The sequence below is a fragment of the Streptomyces sp. NPDC050508 genome, from assembly GCF_040655155.1.
Classification (GTDB): domain Bacteria; phylum Actinomycetota; class Actinomycetes; order Streptomycetales; family Streptomycetaceae; genus Streptomyces.
Window position 1 is genome coordinate 381,829 of the sequence record NZ_JBFAJJ010000002.1, and the last position, 22,805, is coordinate 404,633.

The 22,805-nt window shown below is 70.6% G+C and carries 24 protein-coding genes and 1 pseudogene; 10 read left to right on the plus strand and 15 right to left on the minus strand.

Annotation, left to right across the window (positions count from 1 at the left end):
- The first annotated feature begins 18 nt into the window (after window positions 1-18).
- A complete protein-coding gene (locus AB0I69_RS06860; RefSeq protein ID WP_363094505.1) occupies window positions 19-402 on the plus strand; it encodes a hypothetical protein in 384 nt (127 codons plus the stop codon).
- Window positions 403-462: 60 nt separating this feature from the next.
- On the opposite strand, the gene AB0I69_RS06865 is transcribed toward AB0I69_RS06860, so the two are convergent.
- From AB0I69_RS06865 to AB0I69_RS06875, 3 genes and pseudogenes are all read right to left on the minus strand, one after another.
- Window positions 463-1,494 carry an NAD-dependent epimerase/dehydratase family protein gene (locus tag AB0I69_RS06865; protein ID WP_363094506.1) on the minus strand — a complete coding sequence of 344 codons (1,032 nt, stop codon included), beginning with the start codon at window positions 1,492-1,494 and terminating at the stop codon, window positions 463-465.
- 133 nt (window positions 1,495-1,627) lie between these two features.
- Window positions 1,628-1,783: pseudogene (locus tag AB0I69_RS06870) on the minus strand (alpha/beta hydrolase); the annotation flags it as partial.
- 198 nt (window positions 1,784-1,981) lie between these two features.
- The gene (locus AB0I69_RS06875) at window positions 1,982-2,821 is read right to left on the minus strand and encodes an NAD(P)H-binding protein (RefSeq protein WP_363094507.1); all 840 of its coding nucleotides are present in this window, start codon (window positions 2,819-2,821) and stop codon (window positions 1,982-1,984) included.
- A 100-nt stretch (window positions 2,822-2,921) separates the two neighbouring features.
- On the opposite strand from AB0I69_RS06875, the gene AB0I69_RS06880 reads away from it, so the two are divergent.
- Complete coding sequence (locus AB0I69_RS06880) at window positions 2,922-3,293, plus strand: helix-turn-helix domain-containing protein (protein WP_363094508.1); 372 nt, start codon at window positions 2,922-2,924, stop codon at window positions 3,291-3,293.
- A 157-nt stretch (window positions 3,294-3,450) separates the two neighbouring features.
- On the opposite strand, the gene AB0I69_RS06885 is transcribed toward AB0I69_RS06880, so the two are convergent.
- The 3 genes from AB0I69_RS06885 to AB0I69_RS06895 all read right to left on the minus strand — a co-directional run bounded on the left by AB0I69_RS06885 (window position 3,451) and on the right by AB0I69_RS06895 (window position 4,955).
- Window positions 3,451-3,795: a transcriptional regulator gene (locus AB0I69_RS06885; RefSeq protein ID WP_363094509.1), complete on the minus strand. Its 345-nt coding sequence runs from the start codon at window positions 3,793-3,795 to the stop codon at window positions 3,451-3,453.
- Window positions 3,792-4,259, minus strand: a complete 468-nt coding sequence (locus AB0I69_RS06890; protein WP_363094510.1) for a hypothetical protein — start codon at window positions 4,257-4,259, stop codon at window positions 3,792-3,794. The genes AB0I69_RS06885 and AB0I69_RS06890 overlap by 4 nt, the downstream gene beginning before the upstream one ends.
- Before the next feature lie 93 nt (window positions 4,260-4,352).
- A complete protein-coding gene (locus tag AB0I69_RS06895) occupies window positions 4,353-4,955 on the minus strand; it encodes a TetR/AcrR family transcriptional regulator C-terminal domain-containing protein (protein ID WP_363094511.1) in 603 nt (200 codons plus the stop codon).
- A gap of 94 nt (window positions 4,956-5,049) precedes the next feature.
- On the opposite strand from AB0I69_RS06895, the gene AB0I69_RS06900 reads away from it, so the two are divergent.
- The 3 genes from AB0I69_RS06900 (at window position 5,050) to AB0I69_RS06910 (ending at window position 9,029) form a co-directional block, all read left to right on the plus strand.
- Window positions 5,050-5,769 (plus strand): alpha/beta hydrolase family protein, encoded by a 720-nt coding sequence (locus tag AB0I69_RS06900; RefSeq protein WP_363094512.1) that lies wholly within the window; start codon window positions 5,050-5,052, stop codon window positions 5,767-5,769.
- Between the two features lie 113 nt (window positions 5,770-5,882).
- Window positions 5,883-7,232 (plus strand): lipase family protein, encoded by a 1,350-nt coding sequence (locus AB0I69_RS06905; protein ID WP_363094513.1) that lies wholly within the window; start codon window positions 5,883-5,885, stop codon window positions 7,230-7,232.
- 195 nt (window positions 7,233-7,427) lie between these two features.
- Window positions 7,428-9,029, plus strand: coding sequence for a GMC oxidoreductase (locus tag AB0I69_RS06910; RefSeq protein WP_363094514.1), 1,602 nt, complete (start codon window positions 7,428-7,430; stop codon window positions 9,027-9,029).
- Between the two features lie 17 nt (window positions 9,030-9,046).
- On the opposite strand, the gene AB0I69_RS06915 is transcribed toward AB0I69_RS06910, so the two are convergent.
- A complete protein-coding gene (locus AB0I69_RS06915) occupies window positions 9,047-9,418 on the minus strand; it encodes an STAS domain-containing protein (RefSeq protein WP_363094515.1) in 372 nt (123 codons plus the stop codon).
- 337 nt (window positions 9,419-9,755) lie between these two features.
- Between AB0I69_RS06915 and AB0I69_RS06920 the strand changes: the two genes are divergently transcribed.
- From AB0I69_RS06920 to AB0I69_RS06935, 4 genes are read left to right on the plus strand one after another with little or no spacing between them, the layout of a single operon-like run.
- The gene (locus tag AB0I69_RS06920; protein ID WP_363094516.1) at window positions 9,756-10,355 is read left to right on the plus strand and encodes a chemotaxis protein CheB; all 600 of its coding nucleotides are present in this window, start codon (window positions 9,756-9,758) and stop codon (window positions 10,353-10,355) included.
- Window positions 10,355-12,220, plus strand: coding sequence for a CheR family methyltransferase (locus AB0I69_RS06925; RefSeq protein ID WP_363094517.1), 1,866 nt, complete (start codon window positions 10,355-10,357; stop codon window positions 12,218-12,220). Before AB0I69_RS06920 ends, AB0I69_RS06925 begins: the two co-directional genes overlap by 1 nt.
- A gap of 22 nt (window positions 12,221-12,242) precedes the next feature.
- On the plus strand, window positions 12,243-13,097 hold the full coding sequence (locus AB0I69_RS06930; RefSeq protein ID WP_363094518.1) for a GAF and ANTAR domain-containing protein: 855 nt from the start codon (window positions 12,243-12,245) through the stop codon (window positions 13,095-13,097).
- A gap of 12 nt (window positions 13,098-13,109) precedes the next feature.
- The gene (locus AB0I69_RS06935; RefSeq protein WP_363094520.1) at window positions 13,110-13,841 is read left to right on the plus strand and encodes an ANTAR domain-containing protein; all 732 of its coding nucleotides are present in this window, start codon (window positions 13,110-13,112) and stop codon (window positions 13,839-13,841) included.
- Between the two features lie 12 nt (window positions 13,842-13,853).
- Here the strand turns inward: AB0I69_RS06935 and AB0I69_RS06940 are convergent, their stop codons facing one another.
- The 7 genes from AB0I69_RS06940 to AB0I69_RS06970 form a co-directional block, all read right to left on the minus strand.
- Window positions 13,854-15,047 carry a cytochrome P450 gene (locus tag AB0I69_RS06940; RefSeq protein WP_363094521.1) on the minus strand — a complete coding sequence of 398 codons (1,194 nt, stop codon included), beginning with the start codon at window positions 15,045-15,047 and terminating at the stop codon, window positions 13,854-13,856.
- Window positions 15,044-15,814 carry a ferredoxin gene (locus AB0I69_RS06945; RefSeq protein ID WP_363094522.1) on the minus strand — a complete coding sequence of 257 codons (771 nt, stop codon included), beginning with the start codon at window positions 15,812-15,814 and terminating at the stop codon, window positions 15,044-15,046. Before AB0I69_RS06945 ends, AB0I69_RS06940 begins: the two co-directional genes overlap by 4 nt.
- Before the next feature lie 48 nt (window positions 15,815-15,862).
- On the minus strand, window positions 15,863-16,858 hold the full coding sequence (locus AB0I69_RS06950; RefSeq protein WP_363094523.1) for a 3-oxoacyl-[acyl-carrier-protein] synthase III C-terminal domain-containing protein: 996 nt from the start codon (window positions 16,856-16,858) through the stop codon (window positions 15,863-15,865).
- A gap of 32 nt (window positions 16,859-16,890) precedes the next feature.
- Window positions 16,891-18,129 (minus strand): beta-ketoacyl-[acyl-carrier-protein] synthase family protein, encoded by a 1,239-nt coding sequence (locus AB0I69_RS06955; protein ID WP_363094524.1) that lies wholly within the window; start codon window positions 18,127-18,129, stop codon window positions 16,891-16,893.
- Window positions 18,126-18,359, minus strand: a complete 234-nt coding sequence (locus AB0I69_RS06960) for a phosphopantetheine-binding protein (protein ID WP_363094525.1) — start codon at window positions 18,357-18,359, stop codon at window positions 18,126-18,128. Before AB0I69_RS06960 ends, AB0I69_RS06955 begins: the two co-directional genes overlap by 4 nt.
- A gap of 143 nt (window positions 18,360-18,502) precedes the next feature.
- On the minus strand, window positions 18,503-19,588 hold the full coding sequence (locus AB0I69_RS06965) for a beta-ketoacyl-ACP synthase 3 (RefSeq protein WP_363094526.1): 1,086 nt from the start codon (window positions 19,586-19,588) through the stop codon (window positions 18,503-18,505).
- Window positions 19,589-19,824: 236 nt separating this feature from the next.
- Complete coding sequence (locus tag AB0I69_RS06970; RefSeq protein ID WP_363094527.1) at window positions 19,825-20,901, minus strand: saccharopine dehydrogenase NADP-binding domain-containing protein; 1,077 nt, start codon at window positions 20,899-20,901, stop codon at window positions 19,825-19,827.
- 70 nt (window positions 20,902-20,971) lie between these two features.
- Here AB0I69_RS06970 and AB0I69_RS06975 point away from each other — a divergent pair, with 70 nt between their 5' ends.
- Entirely contained in the window at window positions 20,972-21,946 is a 975-nt protein-coding gene (locus tag AB0I69_RS06975) for a helix-turn-helix domain-containing protein (protein ID WP_363094528.1), read from the plus strand.
- Between the two features lie 2 nt (window positions 21,947-21,948).
- On the opposite strand, the gene AB0I69_RS06980 is transcribed toward AB0I69_RS06975, so the two are convergent.
- Window positions 21,949-22,791, minus strand: a complete 843-nt coding sequence (locus AB0I69_RS06980; protein WP_363095017.1) for a helix-turn-helix transcriptional regulator — start codon at window positions 22,789-22,791, stop codon at window positions 21,949-21,951.
- Window positions 22,792-22,805: the final 14 nt, after the last annotated feature.

Here is a 22,805-nt window from a genome sequence, read left to right on the forward strand (position 1 = left end):
ATAGAGGAGCTGACGAACGTGAAAGACCTTATCGCGCGGGCATTCCATGCCCTCTGCGCTCTTCTGTTCCCCGCGACTGGTTCGCGACGCGCCGCCTTACCACCCATCGCACCCCCGGCGGCCCCCAAGCCCGCCGCCCGCAGGCCCCTCCCGCCCCACAAGAGCCCGTACGCGATCGACGCAGCCGAAAACCGACCGTTCGTCGACACCCTCAACCCGGTACGGCCCTACCTCGACGCACCGCCCCGCAAGCGCCCCATCACACCGGAACAGCAGGTCCAAATAGAACGACTCTGGGCTCTCGACATGGCCACCCGCGGAATCGACGTCGGTCCCTACGTCATCCACGGCGTCCACATCAGCCCCCACGGCCGCACGGTCTTCGTGGAAGGCGCTGCATGAGCCCCCCTCGAAGGTGAGCTGAGCGGCTGGTTGTGACCGTGCCTCCGTTGGACGGGCCGTTCAGTTTCGCGATGTGGAGGCCAGGGCAGCCAGGATCTTGGCCTCCTTCTGGGGAGCGAGACCGTGTTCCGCCCAGCGCGGGTGATCCACAGGACGACCGTCGGCCCGTAGCCACGCCCATGTGTCCGTGATCGTCTCGGTCAGCGGGCGGCAGCGCAGGCCGGCCGCCACCGCGCGGGAGGCGTCGACCGACCATGCGCCCGCATGCGTACGCCACAACGGCAGCTCGGTCCACTGTCGCACCTCGTATTCGACGAGCAACTCCGGCTCCGCCCACACCACATGACCGTCCGACTCGGTGACGGCGAGGCAGGCGAGCAGGAAGTCCTCGAAGGTCAGCCCCTCCGGGTGGGCCACGTTGTAAGCGCCGCCGGTTGTTGCGGCTGCCTGGTCCACGACGAACCTCGCGACATCGCGTACGTCGACCGGCTGGATGACCCGGCCAGCCGGTGCGGGCGCGAGCACCGGTCCACCACGGGCCGCCCGGTTCAGCCACCACGGCAGCCGCCCCACGTACTCACCCGGCCCGAGGATGACCCCCGGTCGCAGAAACACCGCCCGCTCACCGAACGCCTCGGTGATCGCTCTCTCCCCACCGGCCTTCTGGAACCCGTACTTGGTGGGCGAACCGTCCGCGCCGGTGTAACCGAAGGACCCGTCCGCGTCCGGTGGGCAGTCCAACACCTCGGCCGAATCGGTCAGGGGCTGGTGCGGCCACCCCGCGTACACCGACACGGTCGAGACGTGTACCCATCGCGAGGTCGTATCGCGCAGGGCTTGTGCAGCCAGTCGTACGTCGCGCGGCGGCAGCTCGGAACTCGACGTGTCGATCACGGCGTCCCAAGGGCCCTGATGAGTAAGCCTGTTGAGGTCCGGTACGTCGGTACGATCACCACGGAACGAGTGCACCCCTGGCACATCCTGACCTGAGCGGCCGCGGTTGAACGCCGTCACGTCCCAGCCGCGGCACAGGGCCTCCTCGACGATGCTCTTCCCCAGGAACCACGTACCGCCCAAGACCAGAATCCTCATGCCCAAGATCCTGCCCTCCGCCAAGGCTCGGGAGAAAGGGGGACCGCGGGCCGGCTCTCATTCCCCTGTGAGAGCAGAGCCGTCGAGGGCCGATGCCTACCTGACACCCGTGTGATCAATGAACGCCCTCAACGCCTTCTACGGCGTGCAGCCTGATTCCTTCCGCGTCGACCCAGCGGTGGGCGAAACCCGCGAGGTCGCGCAGCGGTAGACCGGCGACAGCGAAAGGGGCCGGGGCGGGTACGGGACCGGGACCGGGGTTCTGGTCGGGAGAGCCGTTCGGGGTGATGTCGGCTTCGGTCGGGTCTCCAGCCTAAGCACGACGACTCTAAGCACGACGACGGCCACTTCCGTTCCCCGCGGGACCAGGATCTGCCTGCCCGGCGGATCATGCCGCAGTCACAGGGCGGCCTCACCGCCGCTGATCAGGTTCCTCGACTGTCAGCAGCGGATCACCGAACAGTTCCAGCATCGGCGCCAACCGGCCCTAGCGGAACGCCTCGACATTGCGCACCGCCCAGTCCGCGAACCAGCGCGGCCCCCGCCCCAGGACCCGCTCGACGTCCGGGCTGATGCGCAGTTCGGCCGGGCTCGGGGCGCCGAGGATGGTCAGGGTGTCCTCGGCGAGTTCCGCCGGCATGCTCTGGGACATGGCGGCCTTGGCCTCCTCGCGGGTGAGGTCGTGGAACCGTACCGGTGATCCCAGCGCGGCGGCGATGGCCTCCGCCTGATCGCGTGGCGTGATCACCTCCGGGCCGGTCAACTCGTAGACGCCGCCGGTGTGTTGGTCGTCCAGCAGGCAGGCCGCCGCGACCTCGGCGATGTCCGCCGGGTCGATGATCGGCACCCCGATGTCACCGAAGGGCGCGGCTACGACCCCCCGCGCGCGGATGGACTCGACCCACCACAGGGCGTTGGAGGCGAAGCCGCCCGGCCGCAGGACGGCCCACTCCAGGTCGGACTCCCGCAGTACGTCCTCCAGTGCGCGCATCGCGATCCGCGTCGCGCCGAAGGGCCTGGTCGCCACGCCCTGGGTGGAGAGCAGGACGACCCGGCGGACTCCGGCGGCCTCGGCCGCGCGGACGATGTCGGCGGGGCTCGCTCCGGCGGCGTGCAGGTCGCCGGACAGCAGCAGGAACAGCGCCTTCGCTCCGGCCAGCGCGGGCTTGAGGCCCGCCGGTTCCGCGAGGTCGGCCACCACGTGGCGTACGCCGTCCGGCACCGCCGCCGTGTGCCGCGACACCGCCGTCACCTGCTGCCCCACCTCGGCCAACGCCCGCGTCAACGGCCGGCCGATGTTCCCGGTGGCCCCGGTCACCACGATCATGTTCAGCTCCTCGTCACCTGTACTGCACTTCTTCTGTGGTCCTCACGCTAGGAGCCGGGCTAACTTTCAGTAAGGACATACCCCGAGGTAAGCTCATGACGTGACGGAAGGTGTGCAGCACGGGCAGGTCGAGACAGGGAAGCGGTATGACGTGTTTCACACCGACTGCCTCGCTCGCGACGTGGTCGATCACGTGACCAGCAGATGGGGCGTCTGGGTGCTGATCGCCCTGCGGAGCAACAGCCTCCGGTTCTACGAGCTGCGCGAGAGCATCCAGGGCATCAGCGAGAAGATGCTCGCCCAGACCCTGCGCGCACTGGTCCAGGACGGCCTGGTCTGGCGGGAGGTCGAGCCGACGACACCGCCCCAAGTCACCTACGGGCTCACCGAGTTCGGCCTGGACGTCGGCGAACCGCTGTCGGAACTGTTCGACCGGATCACCCGGCGGTTGTCGGCGAACGACGCGGGATAGCGCGGCAACGGCCGGCCACGAAGGCCCGGGTGGCCTGGGTGGCCTGGGTGGTCCGGGGGCCCGGTTCGGTCGACCCCGGGGCAACTCCCTTGCTCGGCCGCCCAGTCGAGGAGGAACCACTGCTCCCGTCCCTCGCCCGCACTCACCTCGCCCCCCTTCAACCCTCCGGGTCCCCGTCGTCGCCCGGTGCATGGTCGGCGGCGAGCCGCGCGGCGTTCTGCAGCCAGGTGAGGTGTTCGGTGAACGCGGTGCGGCCCTCGTCCGTGAGCCGGAACCAGGTGCGTGGACGTCGTCCGATCGCCCCTTTGCGTACGGCGAGGTAGCCGGCGTCCTCCAGGATCCGGGACTGCTTGGACAGCACCGAATCGCTCACCCCCACGGTGTCCCGCACGACGGAGAACTCCACCCACTGCGGGCCGGCGGCGAGCAGTCCGCAGATCGACAGCCGGGTCACGGGATGGATGATCTCGTCCAGTCGCCCGCGTCGTTCACGTCCGGTCATCGTGAAACCGCTCGCCCTTGCCGGATGTCGAGACGGATCGCCGCGTTCTGCCACAGCAGAATGCCCACCACCGCCGCCACCGTGACGACCACCACCGTGACGGCGAGCACGGTGTCCCCGCTCCTGAGGAGTACACCCTCGCCCGCGACGGATGCCGCCGCCACCGCGCACGTGACCCACATGACGGGTCGGGCCGACGGGTAGTACATGTTCCGGCTCCGGTACTTCACACCGGTCGTGTTCTCCAGCAGGCGGCTCAGGCCGAACTGGATCAGGATCAACACCAGCGACGACGCCTGGCCCGCATCGTCGGAAACGTACCGCGGCTGCAGGAACGGCAGGCCCAGCAGCACAGCCACCAGCACGGCGGTCGCCGCCAGATACCACCACGGAAGCCTCAACCGCTGTGCCAACGCCGTCCGTTGCTGTTGAAGCCGCTCCAGATCCCGCGAGCCGTCGTTCATGACAACCTCCATCACGTGGCATGTACTTTCCATGATGGAAAGTACATGCCATGCGGAAGGGCCGCAACACCCCAGGCCACACCCGGGAGTTGGTCAGGTCGAGGGGATGTCCGAGACCTCCGCACACGCCACCGCGTACGGCCAGATCGCCGCCCCGATCTCCTCCGGTGTGCCGGGGCAGTCGCGCCGTAGCCAGTCGATGACCGTGCCCAGGACCGCGCCGGCGAGGAAGGCGGAGACCGGGTCGGTGGTGTCGGTGTCGGCGGGCAGGCCCCGGCCGATACGGGCCGCGAGGGTGACGCGGTGGAGGAGGTGGTTGATCATCCGGGCGCTGCCCTCGTCGCAGAGGAGGGCGCGGTACAGGGGGGCGTGTTCGGCGACATGGGTGAAGAGGGCGGGCAGGGGGTTCGGCAACGGGCCACCATCCGGGGCCAGTTGGCCGTGCGGGATCGGCGCTACGGCCACCAACTGGTCGTACGTCGCCGTGCACGCCGCGACGGCCAGGTCGTGGACGTCGACGTAGTGCTCGTAGAACGTCGAGCGGTTGACGCCGGCGCGTTTGGTGAGGTCGGCGACGGATATCTGGCGCAGGTCGCGCTCGGTGACCAGTTCGCGCAGGGCGGCTTCCAGGGCGGCTCGGGAGCGCAGGACGCGGGGGTCGGGGAGGCCCTGGTGTTCAAGGGGTTGTGCTGGCATGCGGCAACAGTATTCTCTCCAACACCTGGTGGTTATCCGACAGTTGTCGGGTAGGAACCGAACGCGATCCGCGCCGGATACAGGAGGCCCCCGCATGGCCACGTACGTTCTCGTGCACGGCGGCAGTCACGGCGGTTGGTGCTATCAGCGCGTCGCGCGGATCCTGCGGGCGGCCGGCCATGACGTGTACGCCCCGACACTCACCGGGCTCGGTGAGCGGGCGCATCTGCTCGGGCCGGGCGTCGACCTCGACACCCACATCACGGACGTCGTCCAACTCCTGCATTACGAGGGGCTGTTCGATGCCGTCCTCGTCGGGCACAGCTACGGCGGGATGGTCATCACCGGTGCCGCCGACCGCGCCCTCGACCACGTCGGTCACCTCGTCTACCTGGACGCGGCCACCCCGGCGAACGGGCAGTCCCTCGCCGATCTCGCGCCGGAGTTGATGGCCGCCTCGCGCGCCATGGGGCGGGTGGTCGACGGGGTCGAGCTGGTGAACTTCCCCGGCGAAGGGCCCATGCCCTACTACGGGTTGACCGATCCGGACGACATCGCCTGGCTGGCGCCGAAGATCACGCCCCATCCCTGGAAGTGCTTCAGCCAGCCGCTGCGGCTCACGAACGAGGCGAGGGTGCGTGCGCTTCCGCAGTCCCAGATCGTATGCACGTCGACCCTGCCGTACCGCGCACCCGCGGACCTCGAACCGGCGCGCGCGGCCGGGCGGTTGTGGGACATCGACACCGGTCACGACCTGATGGTGAGCGAGCCGGAGGCGGTCGCCGGGTTCCTGGAGCGGGTCGCCGGGCGTTGACCTACCGTCACATTACCGAAACGTAACCTACCGACTGGTATCACGAGTAACTTACCCGCAGGTAAGTTCCAGGCGAACCACTCTCCGGACGGCCGCTCCACAGGAGGTTCGCCATGCCCGCACGCACACGAAGCCTGCTCGCCGCCGCAGTCACCGCCGCCGCCTGCCTCGGCACCCAGGCCCTCGCCGTCACGACTGCCACCGCTGCGACCACCGCCGCCACCGCCTCTGGCGAGGTCGTGTCCAGAGGCGTCACCATCCCCGCGTTCTACGACCCGCCCACCGCCCTGCCCGCCGCCGACGGCACCCTCGTCCGCAGCGAGCCCCTCCCCCTCGCCCTGAGCCTGCCCGGCCTCGACGGCCCGCTCCCCGGCACCGCGACCCGGCTGATGTACAAGTCCACCGACTCGAACGGACAGCCCGTCGCCGTCACCGGCGCCTACATCGAACCGTCCGCCGACTGGACCGGCGACGGCCCGCGCCCCCTCGTCGCGGTCGCCCCCGGCACCCTGGGACAGGGCGACCAGTGCTCCGCGTCGATGGGACTTGAGCACCCGCTGTCCCTCAACAGCCAGACGGTGTCCGTCGGTTACGAGGATCTGGCGATCTACCGCCTCCTCGCGAAGGGCATCGCCGTCGTCGTCACCGACTACGTCGGCCTGGGTGCCACCGACCGGCTGCACACCTACGTCAACCGGATCGACGAGGCGCACGCGGTGCTGGACGCCGTACGCGCCGCCCGTACGGTCCCCGGCACCTCGGTCACCGCACACTCGCCGGTCGGGCTCTACGGCTACAGCCAGGGAGGCGGAGCGACCGCCGCCGCGGCCGAACTCCAGTCGTCCTACGCCCCCGACGTCACCCTGTCCGGGACCTACGCCGGTGCCCCGCCCGCCGATCTGACCTCGGTCACCAAGGCCATCGACGGCAGCGAACTCGCGGGCGCGCTCGGCTGGTCGCTCAACGGCTTCCTGCAGTCCGACCCCGACCTGAAGCAGCTCGCCGAGGCGCATCTCAACGACGCCGGGAAGGCCGCGCTCACCGACCTGTCGACGATGTGCGTCGCCGACGCGCTCTTCGGCTACGCCTATACGAAGAGCAGCAGTTGGACCACGGACGGGCAGTCCATCAGCGACATCATCGCGTCAACTCCCGCGCTTCAGGCCTTCCTTGACGAGCAGCGCATCGGCACGTTGAAGCCCTCCGGGCCCGTCCGCCTGGCCACCGGCGTCAGCGACAACCTCGTCCCGCACGCCCAGGCCCGCAGGCTCGCCCTCGACTGGTGCGCGAAGGGCGCCGACGTCACGTACAAGGCCGTCGTCCTGCCCAGCGTCGGCAGCGCGCTGCTCAACCACTTCGCACCCCTGCTCACCGACCAGGGCGCCGCCATCTCCTGGCTCACCGCCCGCCTCTCCGGCAAGCCGACCGCCTCCAACTGCTGGACCATGCCGGTCCAGCCCTGACTCTGACCACTCGTCCACTCACCGTCCGGTCGTCGTTCAGGCGCGCGCACTTGACCGCGACCCACCGCCACACCATTCGACGACAGTGACACTCTCCATTTCGAGAATTACATTTCCATCTGTTGACAGTGGCATGCTCATCCACGCTACGCTCCCGGCGACTCGCACTCCCCCTACGGTTGCCGGAGTCCCCCCATGCCCGAACACACCTCCCCCCACCCCACCCTCAGCCGCCGCGGCCTGCTCGGTGCGACCGCCCTCGGGGCGGTCGCCCTGGCCGCCACCGGACAGACCCGGGCCGCCGCCTCGACCCGGGCCGCCGTCACCGAACTCCGCGAACGGGCCGTCGTCGTCGGCACCGGTTTCGGCGGTGGCGTCACCGCGTTACGGCTGGCCCAAGCCGGCGTCTCCACCCTGGTGTTGGAGCGCGGACTGCGCTGGCCGACCGGCCCGAACGCGACCACGTTCTGCCGCTTCGCGAATATGGACAACCGCTCCGCCTGGCTCACCGACCACGCCGTCGTCGGCGGCGGCACCCAGACCTGGACGCCGTACACGGGCGTGCTCGAAGCCGTCGTAGGAAACGGCATGACCGCCATGTGCGGAGCAGCCGTCGGCGGCGGATCGATCATGTACCACGGCATGACCCTGCAGCCCACGAAGGCCGACTTCGCCACGTCCATCCCGCAGGCGGCCGGCCTCTACGACGACCTCAACCTGTGGGCCTACCCGACCGTCTCCCGGATGCTGGGCATCTCCACCATCCCCTACGACGTGCTCGCCTCCGACCCCTACAAGTCGTCCCGGCTCTTCCAGGACATCGCGCCGAAGGCGGGCCTGACCCCGTTCAAGGTGCCGCTGCCCATCGACTGGGCTTATGTCCGGGGCGAGTTGGAGGGTCTGTACGACCCGACGTACACCACCAGCGACATCGCTTTCGGTGTCAACAACGGCGGTAAGCACTCCATCGACGTCACCTATCTCGCGCAGGCGGAGTCGACCGGACTCGTGCAGGTCGCGCCCCTCCACGTCGTGCGCGATCTCGCGATGGACGCGAACAAGAAGTGGGTGCTGTCCGTCGACCGCATCGACACCGCGGGCACCGTCCAGGAACAGATCCGGATCACCGCGGACGCGGTCTTCCTCAACGCGGGCTCGCCCGGCACCACCCGTCTCCTGGTCAAGTCCCGTGCCAAGGGCCTGATTCCGGACCTGCCCGACGCCATCGGCACCGGGTGGGGCAACAACGGCGACCGCATCTGGGCCTGGATCAACCCGACCGGCGACGCGGGCACCCAGCAGGGCGGCCCGGCCTGCGTCGGCGGACGCGACCCGAGCAGCTCCATCCCGCTGACGGTCGTGCACGCCGGATCTCCCATACAGCAGACGGGAGTTACGGCCCTCACCGTCGTCGGCTTCGGCATCGTCGACGGCGCGGGCACCTGGGCCTACGACGCCACCGCCGACGACGCCGTCCTCACCTGGCCGACCGACACGGACGCCGAGTTGCAGACGCTGATCGCCGGCAAGATGCAGGACATCGCCACCGCGGGCGGCGGCCTCATGATCGACACCAACGCCCAAGCCCCGTCCACCTGGCACTCGTTGGGCGGCGTCCCGTTCGGCGACGCCGTCGACCTCACCGGCCGCGTCCTGGGCCACAAGGGGCTGTACGTCCTCGACGGCGCCCGCATCCCCGGCTCCACCGGCGCCTGCAACCCCTCCATGACCATCGCCGCACTCGCCGAACACAGCATGCGGACGATCGTGCAGCAGGACCTCGGGCGGGTGTTCTGACCGGCGGGAAGGGTGCGTCAGCTCGCGGACGCATGCCGGCCGAGCGCCTCGTCCAGGTCTGCCGACAGGGTGAAGAGCCGGCTGAGGTCCGTGATCCGAAGCAGCTTGCGGATCATGGGCTGGGGGCAGACCAGCGTCAGTTGTCCGCCCCGTTCCTCGACGCGCAGCCGAGCACGGCACAGCAGTCTCAGCCCGGAGCAGTCCAGGAACTCGACGGGGGTCAGGTCGATCACCACCGAGGGGTTCGGGCCGCCCGTCGCCGCGTCGAGTTCCGGAGTGAGGTGAAGGGCGGCGGAGATGTCGATCGCACCGTGGAATTCGACGACCGTGCGCCCTGCTGTCCGGTGGACGCGGACGTATCGGAGGGACGGGAGGGTTTCCCGGGGCATGGAGTCATCACCGTGAATTCAGCGGGCTGTCCGCACCGGTCCCGGGGCGGATGACGACAGGGGTTCACGGCCACCGGGAGCAGGGGTGACGAGACAGGGGAATCCTAGGTCGAGAGCACATCATGAATACATACATAAGCCCTTCTTCGCAGCGCAGGATGCCCCGTTGGAGTGAAATTCGGAATAAGGTCTTGACGTTGAATGCGCGCGCCCGTCACGCATATATGCACCTGCCTTTGCCGCGGTTGAGGAAAAGAGCACGAGCCCCCTCGTCCCGTCCATCCGCCGGCCCCCTCACCGCCCCGCCACCTGGTGGCGCCTCCGCTAGGCTCGCCGTGTGACAGCCGACCAGTCCCATGAGGACCCCTACGCGATCGTCGCTGTCGCGTCATCCGCGGGCGGCATCCACGGGCTGATCGTGCTGCTCGGGATGCTGGACCCCGACCTCCCGGTACCGGTCCTGGTGGTCCAGCACCTCGACCCGCGGCACCGGACGGTGATCGCCGACGTCCTCTCCCGCCGCACCGACCTTCCGGTCAAGCTCGCGGAGGCCGAGGAGCGCGCGCTGCCCGGCACCGTGTACATCGCCCCGCCGGACCGGCATCTCCTCATCGACTCCGACGGTGTGATGACCCTTTCCAACACCGAGCTCGTCCACTTCGTACGGCCCTCCGCCGATCTCCTCTTCGAATCGGTCGCCGGGGCCTACGGACCGCGGGCAATCGCCTGCGTGCTCACCGGGACCGGCAGCGACGGCGCGATGGGAGTGGACGCCGTCAAGTCGCGCGGCGGCACGGTGATCGTCGAGGATCCGCTGTCCGCGGAGTTCAAGGGGATGCCGCAGGCCGCGGTGGACACGGGAGCGGCGGACTACGTCCTTCCCCTCGCGGAGATCGCCACGGTCGTCCGCGGACTCGTCGAAGCCGAGAAGCAGTGATGAGCGAATCTCAGAACGCCGCGACCGACGAGGCACTGGAGGAGCTGCTCGTCTTCATCAGGGACGCCCGCGGCTTCGACTTCACGGGCTACAAACGCTCCACCCTGGGCCGGCGCATCCACAAGCGGATGAACGACGTGGGTATCCGCACCTACACCGACTACCAGGATCTCCTCGAAACCAGCTCGGACGAGTTCGACGCCCTCTTCACCACGATCCTGATCAACGTCACCTCGTTCTTCCGCGATCCGGAAGCCTGGACCTTCCTGCAGCGGGAGGTGGTGCCCGAACTGCTCGCGGACACCGCACCCGACCAGGAGATCAGGGTGTGGAGCGCAGGCTGTTCCAGCGGCGAGGAGGCGTACTCCCTGGCCGTCATGTTCGCGGAGGCGCTGGGCCTGGAGGAGTGTCTGCGCCGCGTCAAGATCTACGCCACGGACATCGACGAGGAGGCGTTGCGCCAGGCCCGGTCGGGCCAGTACACGGAGAAGTCCCTGGAGGCCCTCCCCGCCGAGCTGCGTGAGAAGTACTTCGAGCAGAACGGCGCGCTGTTCGGTTTCCGTCCCGACCTGCGGCGCCGGGTGATCTTCGGGCGGCACGACATCACCCGCGACGCCCCGATCTCCCGGCTCGACCTGCTGATCTGCCGCAACACCCTGATGTACTTCAACGTCGAGGCCCAGACCCAGATCATCGACAGATTCCACTTCGCGCTGCGCAAGAACGCCTTCCTGTTCCTCGGGAAGGCGGAGATGCTGCTGAACGACGCCGACCGGTTCGACGTGGTCAACATGCGGCAGCGGATCTTCCGGCGCCGCCCGGGCGACGCCGGGCTGCCGTACCACCCGGCTCCGGCGAAGATCAGGGCCGGCGCGGGCATCGCACCGCACTCGGTCGCGCGCAGCCGCCAGCTGCGCGACCTGGTCCTCGACGCGGGCCCGACCCCGTCGATCGCCGTCGACGACGACGGGGTCGTCGTGGTGATCAACAGTCAGGCGAGGGTCCAGTTCTCCCTCACCCCCACCGACATCGGCCGCCCCCTCCAGGACCTGGAGATCTCCTACCGGCCGGTCGAACTCCGCTCCCTGATCGACCAGTCCACGCATGAGCGCCGGACCCTCCGGGTCAACAGGGTCGAGCGCAGGCTGGGCGAGGACCTCCAGTACTTCGACATCCTCGTACAGCCCCTGATCGGGCCCAACAGCCTGCATGTCGCCACCAGCGTCTCCTTCATCGACGTCACCGTGGCCTCGCAGTTGAAGGCCGAGGTCAAGCGGGTGCGCGAGGATCTGGAGACGGCCTACGAGGAACTCCAGTCGACCAACGAGGAGTTGGAGACCACCAACGAAGAACTCCAGTCCAGCGTCGAGGAACTGGAGACGACCAACGAGGAACTCCAGTCGACCAACGAGGAGTTGGAGACCACCAACGAGGAACTCCAGTCCGGCAACGAGGAACTGGAGACCATGAACGACGAGATGCGCATCCGCACCGAGGACCTGAACGAGGCCAGGGCTTTCCTGACGGCCGTCCTGACCAGCATCGAGGCCGGTGTGGTGGTCCTGGACCACGACCTGAAGGTCAAGAGCTGGAACCGGGGTGCGGTCGACCTGTGGGGGCTGCGGATGGACGAGGTCCTCGACGAGGAGTTCTTCGCACTGGACTTCGGACTGCCCACCGATGTGCTGCTGCCCATAGTGCGCACCTGCATGGACACCCGTGAACGCTCCGGACCGATCACGCTGGAGGCTCTGAGCCGTATCGGCAGGACCATTGTCTGCGATGTGTTCTGCTCGCCGTTCGACAGCCACAACGGAGGCGTCGTCCTGCTGATGGAGGAAGGCCGAAGTCACGGCTCCGACTGACCCCACGGCGTACGCTTCGGACATGAACCCGCAGGGGCACGAAGAAGCCCTCGGTCTGGCAGCGGTGGCACTGGGCCGTGCCGCCCGGGCACTCGAACGTGCGGAGCGTGCCGAGGCCGCCGCCGCCCATCACGAACTGCTGGCGGCGAAGCCCGGACGCGAGTTCCACGCGCGGATCGCGGCCACGCACCGGCGATCGGCCGCCTGCCATCGCTCCTCGGCAAGCCTCCAGGAGGCCTTCGCCCGTCGCACGGCGGAATGGGCCCCGGGGCAGGGCGCCCAGCCGCGGTTCATGACCGGCGTCGCGGAGGCGTGCGGCTCGGACAGTGCGGCGCTCACCCTGGTCGACTCCGGCCAGAACCAGCTCGCGGTCGCCGTGTCCGACGAACCGTCCCGGGCCGCCCAGGAGTTGGAGTACGTCCTCGGCGAGGGCCCGTCCCGGGACGCCGCGTCGGCACACCGCCCGGTCCACGCGTCCGGCCCGGCGATCGAGACGCGCTGGCCCGGTTACGGACGCGCCCTCGCTTCCCTGGGCATCACCTCCGTGGCCGCCGTTCCGCTGGGGACGGCAGCCGGTTGCATCGGCGCACTGGCGGTGTTCGACCCTCGGCCCGTGCTCGCCGGACCGGCCGCTCTCGCGGCGGTCGCCGAAGCCCTCACCCGTATCGTGCTGCTCGGCCCCGACGCCGACCCGGACCTCTACGGCGGCACCGACCACCGGGTGACCGTGCAACAGGCCGCGGGCATGCTCTCCGCACGGCTCGGCTGTCCCGTCGACGACGCGCTGGCACTCATCAAGGCCCGGGCGTTCGCCGAGGAACTGTCTCTCGACGTGATCTCCCGGCGGATCCTGCGCGGCGACCCGGAACTCGACTGAGGGAGAGGCACCATGACGCCCGAACAGCGGCTGGCCGACGTCTTCGTGGCCCTGGCCGGCTGTACGACGGACGGCCCCCTGGACGTTGCCGGAACCCTTGAGGTCCTCGCGCACGGCAGCCCGTCCCTGCTCGGCGTCGGCGCCGCAGCCGTGGTGTTCGCCCCCGACGAGCGCGAGGCGGCGCACGTGGCGGGCTCCGACCCCGCGGTGTCCCGGCTGGAACACGACGCCGTCGGCTGGCGCGAAGGTCCCGGAAACGACTGCCACCGCGCCCTTACTCCCCTGCCCCAGGCAGCGCTCGACGGCCGGCCGGCCAGGCAGCGCTGGCCGCACTACGCCCCCAGAGCCCTGGGTCTCGGCTACGCCCGCGTGGTGGCCCTCCCCCTGCGCGGGCACACCGGAATCAGCGGCGCGCTCGTGCTGCTCTCCCACGCCCGGCAGAGCGTCCTCAGTCCGGGAACACTGACGCTCGGCCAGTCGCTGGCGGACTTCACCGCCGTCACCCTGGAACGCGCGCGCGAGGCCGACCGCAGCCGGGCCCTCGCAACCCAGCTGGAACTCGCCCTGAGCAACCGCATCGTCATCGAACAGGCCAAGGGAGTGCTCGCGGCCCGGCTGGAGATGACCGTCGACGACGCCTTCACCCTCCTGCGCACGCATGCGCGCTCACGGCAGCGGCTGGTGAGCGTCGTGGCACGCGAGGTGGTCGAAGGGCGCGCCGATCCCGGTCTGGCCGGGGAGTGACCGGTCCCGCCGCTACCAGGTCACCGGAAGCTCCCGCAGCCCGTACACGATGTTGTCCTGGTTGTACGTGAGTTGGTCGGCGGGGACGGCGAGGCGGAGGGCGGGCAGGCGGCGCAGCAGGGTGGTGAGGACGATCTGGAGTTCCACCCGGGCCAGGGTCTGGCCCAGGCACTGGTGGCTGCCGTAGCCGAAGGCGACATGGCGGCGGGCGTCGCGGGTGAGGTCGAAGTCCGGTGCGGACGCGAAGAGTTGCTCGTCGCGGTTGGCCGTGGACAGCATGCAGATCACGCCCTCGCCCGCCGGGATCGTCACCTCGCCCACCCGCACGGTCTCGGTCGCCGCACGGCCCAGGCCCAGGTGGATGATCGTGAGGTGGCGCAGGAGTTCCTCTACGGCCCCTCGCACCAAGTCCGGGTCTCCGCGCAGGAGTTCCGCCTGGTCGGGGCGGTTCAGCAGGGCGAGCACGCTGACGGCCGTCATGTTCGCGGTGGACTCGTGCCCGGTGACCAGGAGCAGGAAGCCGAGTGACGCCGTCTCCTGGTCGGTCAGGTCGTCGCGGGCGGCGAGCCGGCTGAGGATGTCGTCCGCCGGGTGCCGTCGCTTGCGCTCCGCCAACCCCGCCAGATAGCCCATGAGTCGGGCATGCGCGCGCTCCGCCTCCGGTCGGGTCGTCCGGTTGTCGAGGAGGGTGCGGCTGAGCGACTGGAACAGGTCGTGGTCCTCGTACGGCACCCCGAGCATCAGGCAGATGACCAGCGACGGGATCGGCAGGGCGAAGTCGGCCACCAGGTCGGCCGAGGTGCGGCCCTCGGTCATGCGGTCCACGGCCCGGTCGACGATGTCCTGGATGCCCGGGCGCAGTTCCTCGATCCGCTTGACCAGGAAGTCCCTGCTGACCATGCGGCGCAGCCGGGCGTGTTCGGGGTCGTCCATGCGGATGAAACTCGGCTTGGCGGTGGCCAGTTCACGCTGCCCGGCGGAGAGGAACGGGAACCCGGGTGTCCGCGCGTCCGCGCTGAACCGGGCGTCGGCCAGCACGGACCGTACCTCGTCGTACCCGGTGACCAGCCAGCACGCGGTGCCGTCCGGCAGCACGGCCCGGGTGACGGCGGCCTCGCGGGCGGCGGCGGTGTAGGCAGGGGGCGGGTCGAAGGGGCAACTGCCGTAGGGGGCCGGGAGGTTGAGGGAGGTGACGGTCGCGGTCATGGGTGGGCGGTCTCCTCGTGGTCGACGAGCGTGATGGCTCCGCTGGGGCACAGGTCGGCGGCGAAGCGCACCTCGTCGGCGTACCGCGCGTCCGGCTCCGGTACGAGCAGGGTGACCAGGCCGTCCGTGTCGTCCTGCTCGAACACCTCGGGCGCGACGCCGACGCACTGACCGGCGCTGCAACAGCGGTCCCGGTCCAGGAGCACGGTGAGAGAGGGCTGCCGGTCGGAGGGGGTGCGGAGGGTGTTGAGCGTGGTGCACATGGTGGCGGTCTGGCCGCCCAGGACCAGGAGTTCGACGAGTTGCTCGGGGCTCAGGGCGCGGGCGAGGCGGTCCCAAAGCCCCCCGGGGACCGGGTGGTTGGCGGCGAGCAGGTCGGCCGCCTCCAGGAGGGCGCGGTCCTCCTCCGCCCAGGGGTGGGTGTCCAGGTCGGCCGCCGTCGCGTCGATCTCCGCGGCCGTCAGTCCGGCGTCCGCGGCCGGGTTGCGGTGCCGACCGTGGACGTAGGGCGCGTCGAGCCGGTGGGCCACCCGCAGGACGATCAGCTCGCGTCTGCGGTGGCCGAGGGTGCCCTCGTGGGTGAGGACGCGGGCGAGGGAGAGCCAGGCGTGGGCCAGCACGGGGTGGTGGGCGAGGGTGCCGAACAGGTTCTCCCGGCCGGGGCCGTCCTGTCGGGAGTCGGCGAGCAACGCCCGTAGGACCGGGGGCCATTGGGCGGGTGGGAGGGGAGGGATGCGGGGGGTGCGGGGAGTGCGGGTCGGGGTCATGGCGATCTCACCTTCTTGCGGTGCCGGGGACTTGGAAGCTGTCGTGGTTCACCAGCGGCACACGACCACCCCCGCACTCGCCCCGCTCGCGAAGCCGAACATGCCCACCAGGTCGCCGCGTTGGAGACGTCCACTGTCGAGGGCGGCGGCCAGCTGGAGCGGGATGGTGTTGGTCGCCACGTTGCCGTGGGTGGGAAAGGTGGCCAGGATGCGGGCCGGGTCCACGCCCACCCAGTCGCAGACGACCTTGGTGAACGGCACCGACGGCTGATGCACACAGACGAGGTCGAGGTCGTCGCCCTGGACGCCCAACTCCCGCAGCGCGCCCCGCACTTTGCCGGGCAGCCCGTCGAAGGAGCCCACCAACTGCGCGGAGTCGATCCGGAGATGGCCGAGCCGCCGGTGTTGTGCGTACGGGTTGGGCAGGGTCGCCGCCCGCCAGCCCCAGGAGTTGGCGAAGAACCGCGAACCGAGGATGCCGGGCCGGTCACCCGCCTCCACCAGCAGCGCCGAGCCCATGTCACCGGTGCTGAGGCTGGGCAGCGCGGTCAGCAGGTCGGCCGGGTCGTCCACCTGCCAACGGCTCTCCCTGGTGCTGACCTCGGCGGTGGTCACCAGCACCCGGCGGTACTGCCCGCTGCGGATGAACGAGTCGGCGACCTCCAGCGCGTTGAGAACTCCGTTGCAGGCGTTCTTCAGGTCGAACACCGGGCAGCCCAGGCCCAGTTTGTCGGCGACGACATGGGCGGTGGCCGGCTCCTCCATGTCGGCGAGGATCCCGGCGTAGAGGAGCAGGTCGACGCCGCCCGGGTCGGTGCCGGTGTCCTCGAACAGGCGCCGGGCCGCGTGCACGGCCAGGTCGGAGGGCTGCTCCAGGTCGTCGGCCACGGTGCGCTCGGCCAGCCCGTACATCCGCTGGAGCACCCCGCGCGACAGCGGTACGGCGGGGCTGCCCGCCCGGAAACGGTCCTCCACGGCGGCCACGCTCTGGCGTCCCTCGGGGATGTGGACGGTGGCGTGAACGATGCTGCTGTGAACGCTCATCGGTCCTTCCTGAATTCTCGTCAGTCCTCGGTTCAGTCCTCGGCGGTGAAGAGCAGCACCACGTTGTGCCCGCCGAACCCGAAGGAGTGGCTTACGGCGGCCCGGACGCGCTGCTCGCGGGGCTCGCCCGTCACGCAGTCCAGGTCGAAGAGGAGGTTGTCCGGGGTGAGGTTGGCGATCGGCGGGACGGTGGAGCGGTGCACGGTCAGGGCGGTGAGCGCCGCCTCGATCGAACCGGCCGCGCCGAGACCGTGCCCGAGAACTCCCTTGGCGGCGGTGACACTCGGCCGGTGCGGCAGCACCCGCGCGATCAACTCCGCCTCGGTCAGGTCGTTGAGCGGCGTCGAGGTGCCGTGCGCGTTGACGTGATCGACGTCCGCCGGGCGCAGCCCCGCCTCCGCGAGCGCCGACCGCAACGCCGACTCCGCGTGAACTCCCCCTGGAGCAGGGGCGGTCGGGTGATGTGCGTCGGACGTCTGACCGGCCCCCGCGAGCCGCGCGTACCGCCGCTGTCCACGGGCGCGCGCGTCCGCCTCCCGTTCCAGGACGAGGATCGCGGCGCCCTCGGAGATCACGAACCCGTCCCGGTCCGCCGCGAACGGCCGTGAGGCCAGGCCGGGTTCGTCGACGCGGGACGACAGCGCGCCCATCCGGTGGAAGCCGGAGGTGATCACCGGGGTGACGGCCGCCTCCGCGCCGCCCGCCACCGCGATGTCGCACAGCCCGGCGAGCAGCAGCCCCCGTGCGACGGCCAGGGCACTGGCCCCGGACGCGCAGGCGGTCTCGGTCGCCAGGGACGGACCATGGGCGCCGAGGTCCAACAGCACTTCCCCGGCGGCCATGTTGGAGATCAGCATGGGCACGAGCGCGGGCGACACCAGCTCGGGACCGCCCTGGTGATGGCGGAGGGTCTGGTCCTCCAGGTGGGCGGCTCCGGCCAGCCCCGAGCCGATCACCACGGCGACCCGTGCGCCGTCCCACCCGGCGGGGTCGAGCCCGGCGTCGGCGACCGCCTCGCGCGCGGCCAGCACGGCGAGTTGGCTGAACCGGCCCATGCGCCAGGCCTTGCCGCCGCCGATCCGGGCCTGTTCCGGGGTCATGGCCGGGACACGGCAGGACAAGTCGACGGCACAGCCCTTGAGTTCGGGATCCGTGGCCGCGGTGGAACGCCCGCTCAGGACCCCCTCCCAGGTCGCCTCACGGCCGACCCCGGCCGGGGTGATGAGCCCCAGGCCGGTGACGGAGACGGGTGCGCAGGGTGCCGGCGTCACGGCCGCTTGGCGTTCAGCGCGGCGACGAGCCCGCCCACGGTGCTGTGCTTGGCGGCCTCTTCCTCCGCCACGTGAACCCCCAGCTCCTCCTGGAGCGCCAGGGCGAGTTCGGCCAGCGCGAGGGAGTCGAGATCGAGGCTCTCCAGGGTGGCCTCCGGGCGGATGTCCTCGGGGCTGACCTCGAACTTCTGGGTGAGTACGGCGGTCACGGCGGTCTGGACGGGGGACATGGCGTTCCTTTCGACGGGGAGAGCGGAGTTTCGGAACAAGGGCATCCGACCTGTTTCTTGAGCGGTGGACACCGATGAGCGGGGAACGACAGAAACACCTGGGGACAGGCGAGGTCTCGGAGGCCTCGGAGATCTCAGAGGTCTCAGGCGACCGGGATCCGTACGGCCGGGTCGAGATCGTCGATCCGGGGCACGGTCGGCAGTTCCGGCCACACCAGGGCCGCCGAGCCCCAGGTGAGTCCGGCACCGAAGGCGGTCAGCAACACCCGTTCCCCGGCACGGAGTTCGTCCCGCGCGGCGGCGTCGGCCAGGGCCAGCGGGATGGACGCGGCGCCGGTGTTGCCGACGCGGGCGATGTTGGTGACATGCCGTTCGCCGGGTACCGGGATGCGGTCGCCGACGGCGGACAGGATGCGGGCGTTCGCCTGATGGGCGCAGAACCGGTCCACATCCTCGACCGCCCAGTCCGCGCGCTTGAGCACGGTGTGGGCGGACTGGGTCATACGGGTGATCGCATGCTGGAACACGTCACGTCCCCGCATACGGAAGTAGCGGTCGTCCGGGCCGTACTCGCCCGGCCGGGAGCGTTCCAGCGCACCGCCGCCGGGCACCTGGATCAGGTCGTGGCCCGAGCCGTCGCTGCCGAGGTCCAGCGCCAGTACGCCACCGGGCTCGTCCCGCTCGCCGCGCCGTAGGACCACCGCCGCGGCGCCGTCGCCGAACACGATTCCGGCGGAACGATCCTGCGGGTCGAGCAGCGTCGAGTACACCTCGGCCGCGACCAGCAGGACACGGTCGGCACACCCCGAGGCCAGGGCGCCGACGGCGGCGGCGAGGCCGTAGACGAATCCGCTGCACGCGGCGGACACGTCCCAGGCGGCGCTCCCGCCGAGGCCGAGGCGGGTGGCGAGCCGGGGTGCCATGGCCGGCATCGGCCGGTCCGGTGTGGAGGTGGCGACGATCACCGCGTCCACGAGCGGACGGCAGGCGACCGCCAGTGCCTGGCGGGCCGCCTCCAGCGCGAGATCGCCGGTGGCCACTCCGGGTGCCGCGCGGCGGCGTTCGGCGATGCCGGTGCGTCTGCGGACCCAGGCGTCGTCGACACCCCACGCGGCGGGCAGGGCGTCGTTCGCCACCGCGTCCGGGGGGACGAAACCGGCGATGCCCTCCAGGACAGCCGTCGGCGGCGTCTTCAAGAGGGGGGCTGCGCAAGGCAGTCGAAGGGTCACACACGCCTCAATGGGAAGTGATCTTGGACGAGCGGCACGACTGTAGATCGGATCAAGATCAGGTAGGGGGCGTGACGCGATCCGAACACGTGAACAGTTCCGGCCCGTTTTCCACAAAAGTGCAGCTCAGCGAGTGTGGTGAGGAAACGTTACGGCTGATGAGCCGTTCGTAGATCACCCGAAAGAGGGCGGTCGGGGGCCGCCGTTCGACGCACACAACCGCCCCCGAGGTCCCGTCAGTTCGTGAAGTCGAGCGTCAAGTGCCCCGGTGCCAGCGCGGTGAGGAAGTCGCGGGCGTCCGCGAGGGCACCGGCGGTGACCACCCCGGACGGCCGGTGCGGGTCGGCGAGGACACGGCAGGTCGCCTCCGCGACCAGGGGTGCCGTGACCGCGTAGATGTCCTGCCCGGAGGCGACGGCACGGCGCGTCTCGCCGTCCCGTGTCGCCACGACCTCGACGAGGAACGTCTGCGCCGAGCGCCCCGACTCGTCCACGGCGACGGGTCCCGACGTGTCGGCGGAGCGCAGGTCCTCCACCGCGGAGACCGTCATGCAGGTGTCAATGTCGGGTACGGAGAGGTGAGTTGGGATCGTGGCGCTGTCGGCCATGGTGAACTCGCCGACCACGGGCCGGGTTCCTACGGGGTCCGGGAACGTCCAGTCGGCGAGCGGCGCGGCGCCGGCCCGGGTCTGCAGGCGGCCGTCCGCGTAGAGGATGCGCCCGCCCGAACGGCGGCCCGCCGACACCTGTCCCGTCACCCGTGTGCCGTCGGTGGGCCGCCAGTCGCTGAGCGCGTAGGCGATGCCGATCCGGTCGACGGTCTTCCAGTCGCCGACCGCGGCCGTCGCGAGGAGGTCGCCGAGACCGCCGTAGAACGCCACCGCGGGGACGACGAGGCCGCCGGCCTCGCGGGCGCGGTCGCCGTAGGCGGCGATCGTGTCCAGGACCACCTCGGTCTCGGCCGTCACATCGAGATACGGGATCCCGGCCCGCAGCGCCGCCTCGATCACCGGGGCCGCCGTCGAGGCGAACGGGCCCGCGCAGTTGATCACCGCTGCCGCGCCCACGAGGGCACGGTCGAGCGAGCCGGGGTCGTCGACCGTGGCCGGGCGGGTCTCCAGCTCCGGGTACAACTCCCCGAGCGCGGCGAGCCGTTGGGGGTCGCGGCCCGACAGGATCGGGACGAGGCCACGGCGACGGAGTTCCGCGACGACGAAGCGGCCGGTGTGGCCGTAGGCGCCGATGACGGTGACACGGGCGGGAGTTGCGGGCGTCGTGGGCGACATGGTCGGCTGCGTGCGGTGATCGGTCATGGCACAAGCATCGGGCGTAGCCGCTCCGCCCTCCAGTGGCTGGAATGCCACTGCCCGTACAGTTTCGGACATGCACAAGGACCGGCATACGGTGGCCCTGGCCGTCGCGGACGGCACCCCGCTCTTCGAACTCGCCTCCGCCTACGAGGTGTTCGGCGTGGACCGGGGCATCGCCGAGCCCTGGTACGAGCTGACCGTGTGCGGTCCGGCCGCCGCCGGTGTCGGGGGCTGGCTACGGGCCGACACCCGGCAGGGACTCGACGCGCTCGCCACCGCCGACACGGTCGTCGTCCCGGCCTGCCACGACGTCGACGAGGAGCCAACCACCGCACTGGTGAAGGCGGTTCGGGCGGCGCACGACGCGGGCGCCCGGGTCGTCTCGCTCTGCACGGGCGCCTTCGTACTGGCCGCCGCCGGACTGCTGGACGGGCGGCGCGCCACCACGCACTGGGCGCACACCGATGTCCTGGCCGCCCGCCATCCCCTGGTCGAGGTCGAACCCGACGTGCTCTACGTCGACGAGGGCAGCGTGCTCACTTCGGCGGGCAAGTCGGCGGCGATGGACCTGTGCCTGCACGTCGTACGCACCGACCACGGCGCGGCGGTGGCGAACACGCTCGCCCGTACCCTGGTCGTTCCGCCCCACCGGCTGGGCGGGCAGGCCCAGTTCATCCCCGCGCCGGTGTCCGACGGGCCGGAGCACGCCCTCACCGAGCTGCTGGCCTGGGCGACGGCCCGCCTCGACGAACCGCTCACCGTCACCGACCTCGCCCGGCACGCCGCCATGAGCCCCCGCAACCTCACCCGCCGCTTCCACGCGGTCACCGGCACCAGCCCCCTGCAGTGGCTGTTGGTCCAACGGGTCAACCGCGCCCAGGAGTTGCTCGAACAGACCGACCAGGGCATCGACCAGGTCGCCGCCCGCTGCGGCCTGGGCAGCGGGGCGACCCTGCGCCGCCACTTCAACCGGGTGCTGGGGGTGCCGCCGGAGACGTACCGGCGCACGTTCCGCGAGGACGGGCGGGCCCGACGCGTCAAAGCGTGAGGTCAGGGCGTGAGTTGCTGGTGCCCTATGACGGAGAGCAGTTCGAGCTTGCCCTGGCTCTCCGTGCCGGGGCGGGCGGTCATGACGACCAGGGTCTGCGCGCGGTTCTCGGTGAACAGGACCTGGGCGTCGACGTCGATACGGCCGAGGGAGGGGTGCAGGATCGTCTTGCTCTCGCCGTAGCGCTGGGCGACCTCCTGGAGTTCCCACACCTGGACGAACTCCGGGCTGCGTTCCGTCAGTTCGGCGACGATCCGGGCCGCCCGCGGGTCGCTGCCGCCGGCCGTGAGCGCGGCGCGCAGCCGGGCCGCCTGGGTACGGCTGTGCCGGGGGTGGTCCTCCTCCGGGTACACCAGCCGGTCGGTGGGGTCGGTGAACCAGCGGTAGTAGGCGCTGCGGGCCAGGCCCGTGTGGCGGGTCTGGTCGCCCAGCAGCGCGGTGGCGATCGGGTTCATGGCGAGGGTGTCGGCCATGTCGGTCAGCACGATCGCCGGGGTGTCGTCGTTCAGCCGCTCCAGGACCCGCAGCAGGGCCGGGCTGACGTGCTCGGAGCGCTGGAAGCGGACCGGGGCGTTGTGGCCGATGAGGGCGAAGAGGTGATCGCGCTCGTCCGGGGTGAGCCGTAGGGCCCGTGCGAGGGCGGTGGTGATCTGCACGGAGGGCTGCGGGGCGCGCTGCTGCTCCAGGCGGGCGTAGTAGTCGGTGGACATCCCGGCGAGCTGGGCGACCTCCTCGCGGCGCAGCCCCTGGGTCCGCCTGCGCGGGCCCTCGACCAGCCCGACGTCATGGGGGCGCAGCGCCTCCCGCCGCCGGCGCAGGAACACCGCCAGCTCCTTCTTCTCCATGCCCGCCATCGCCT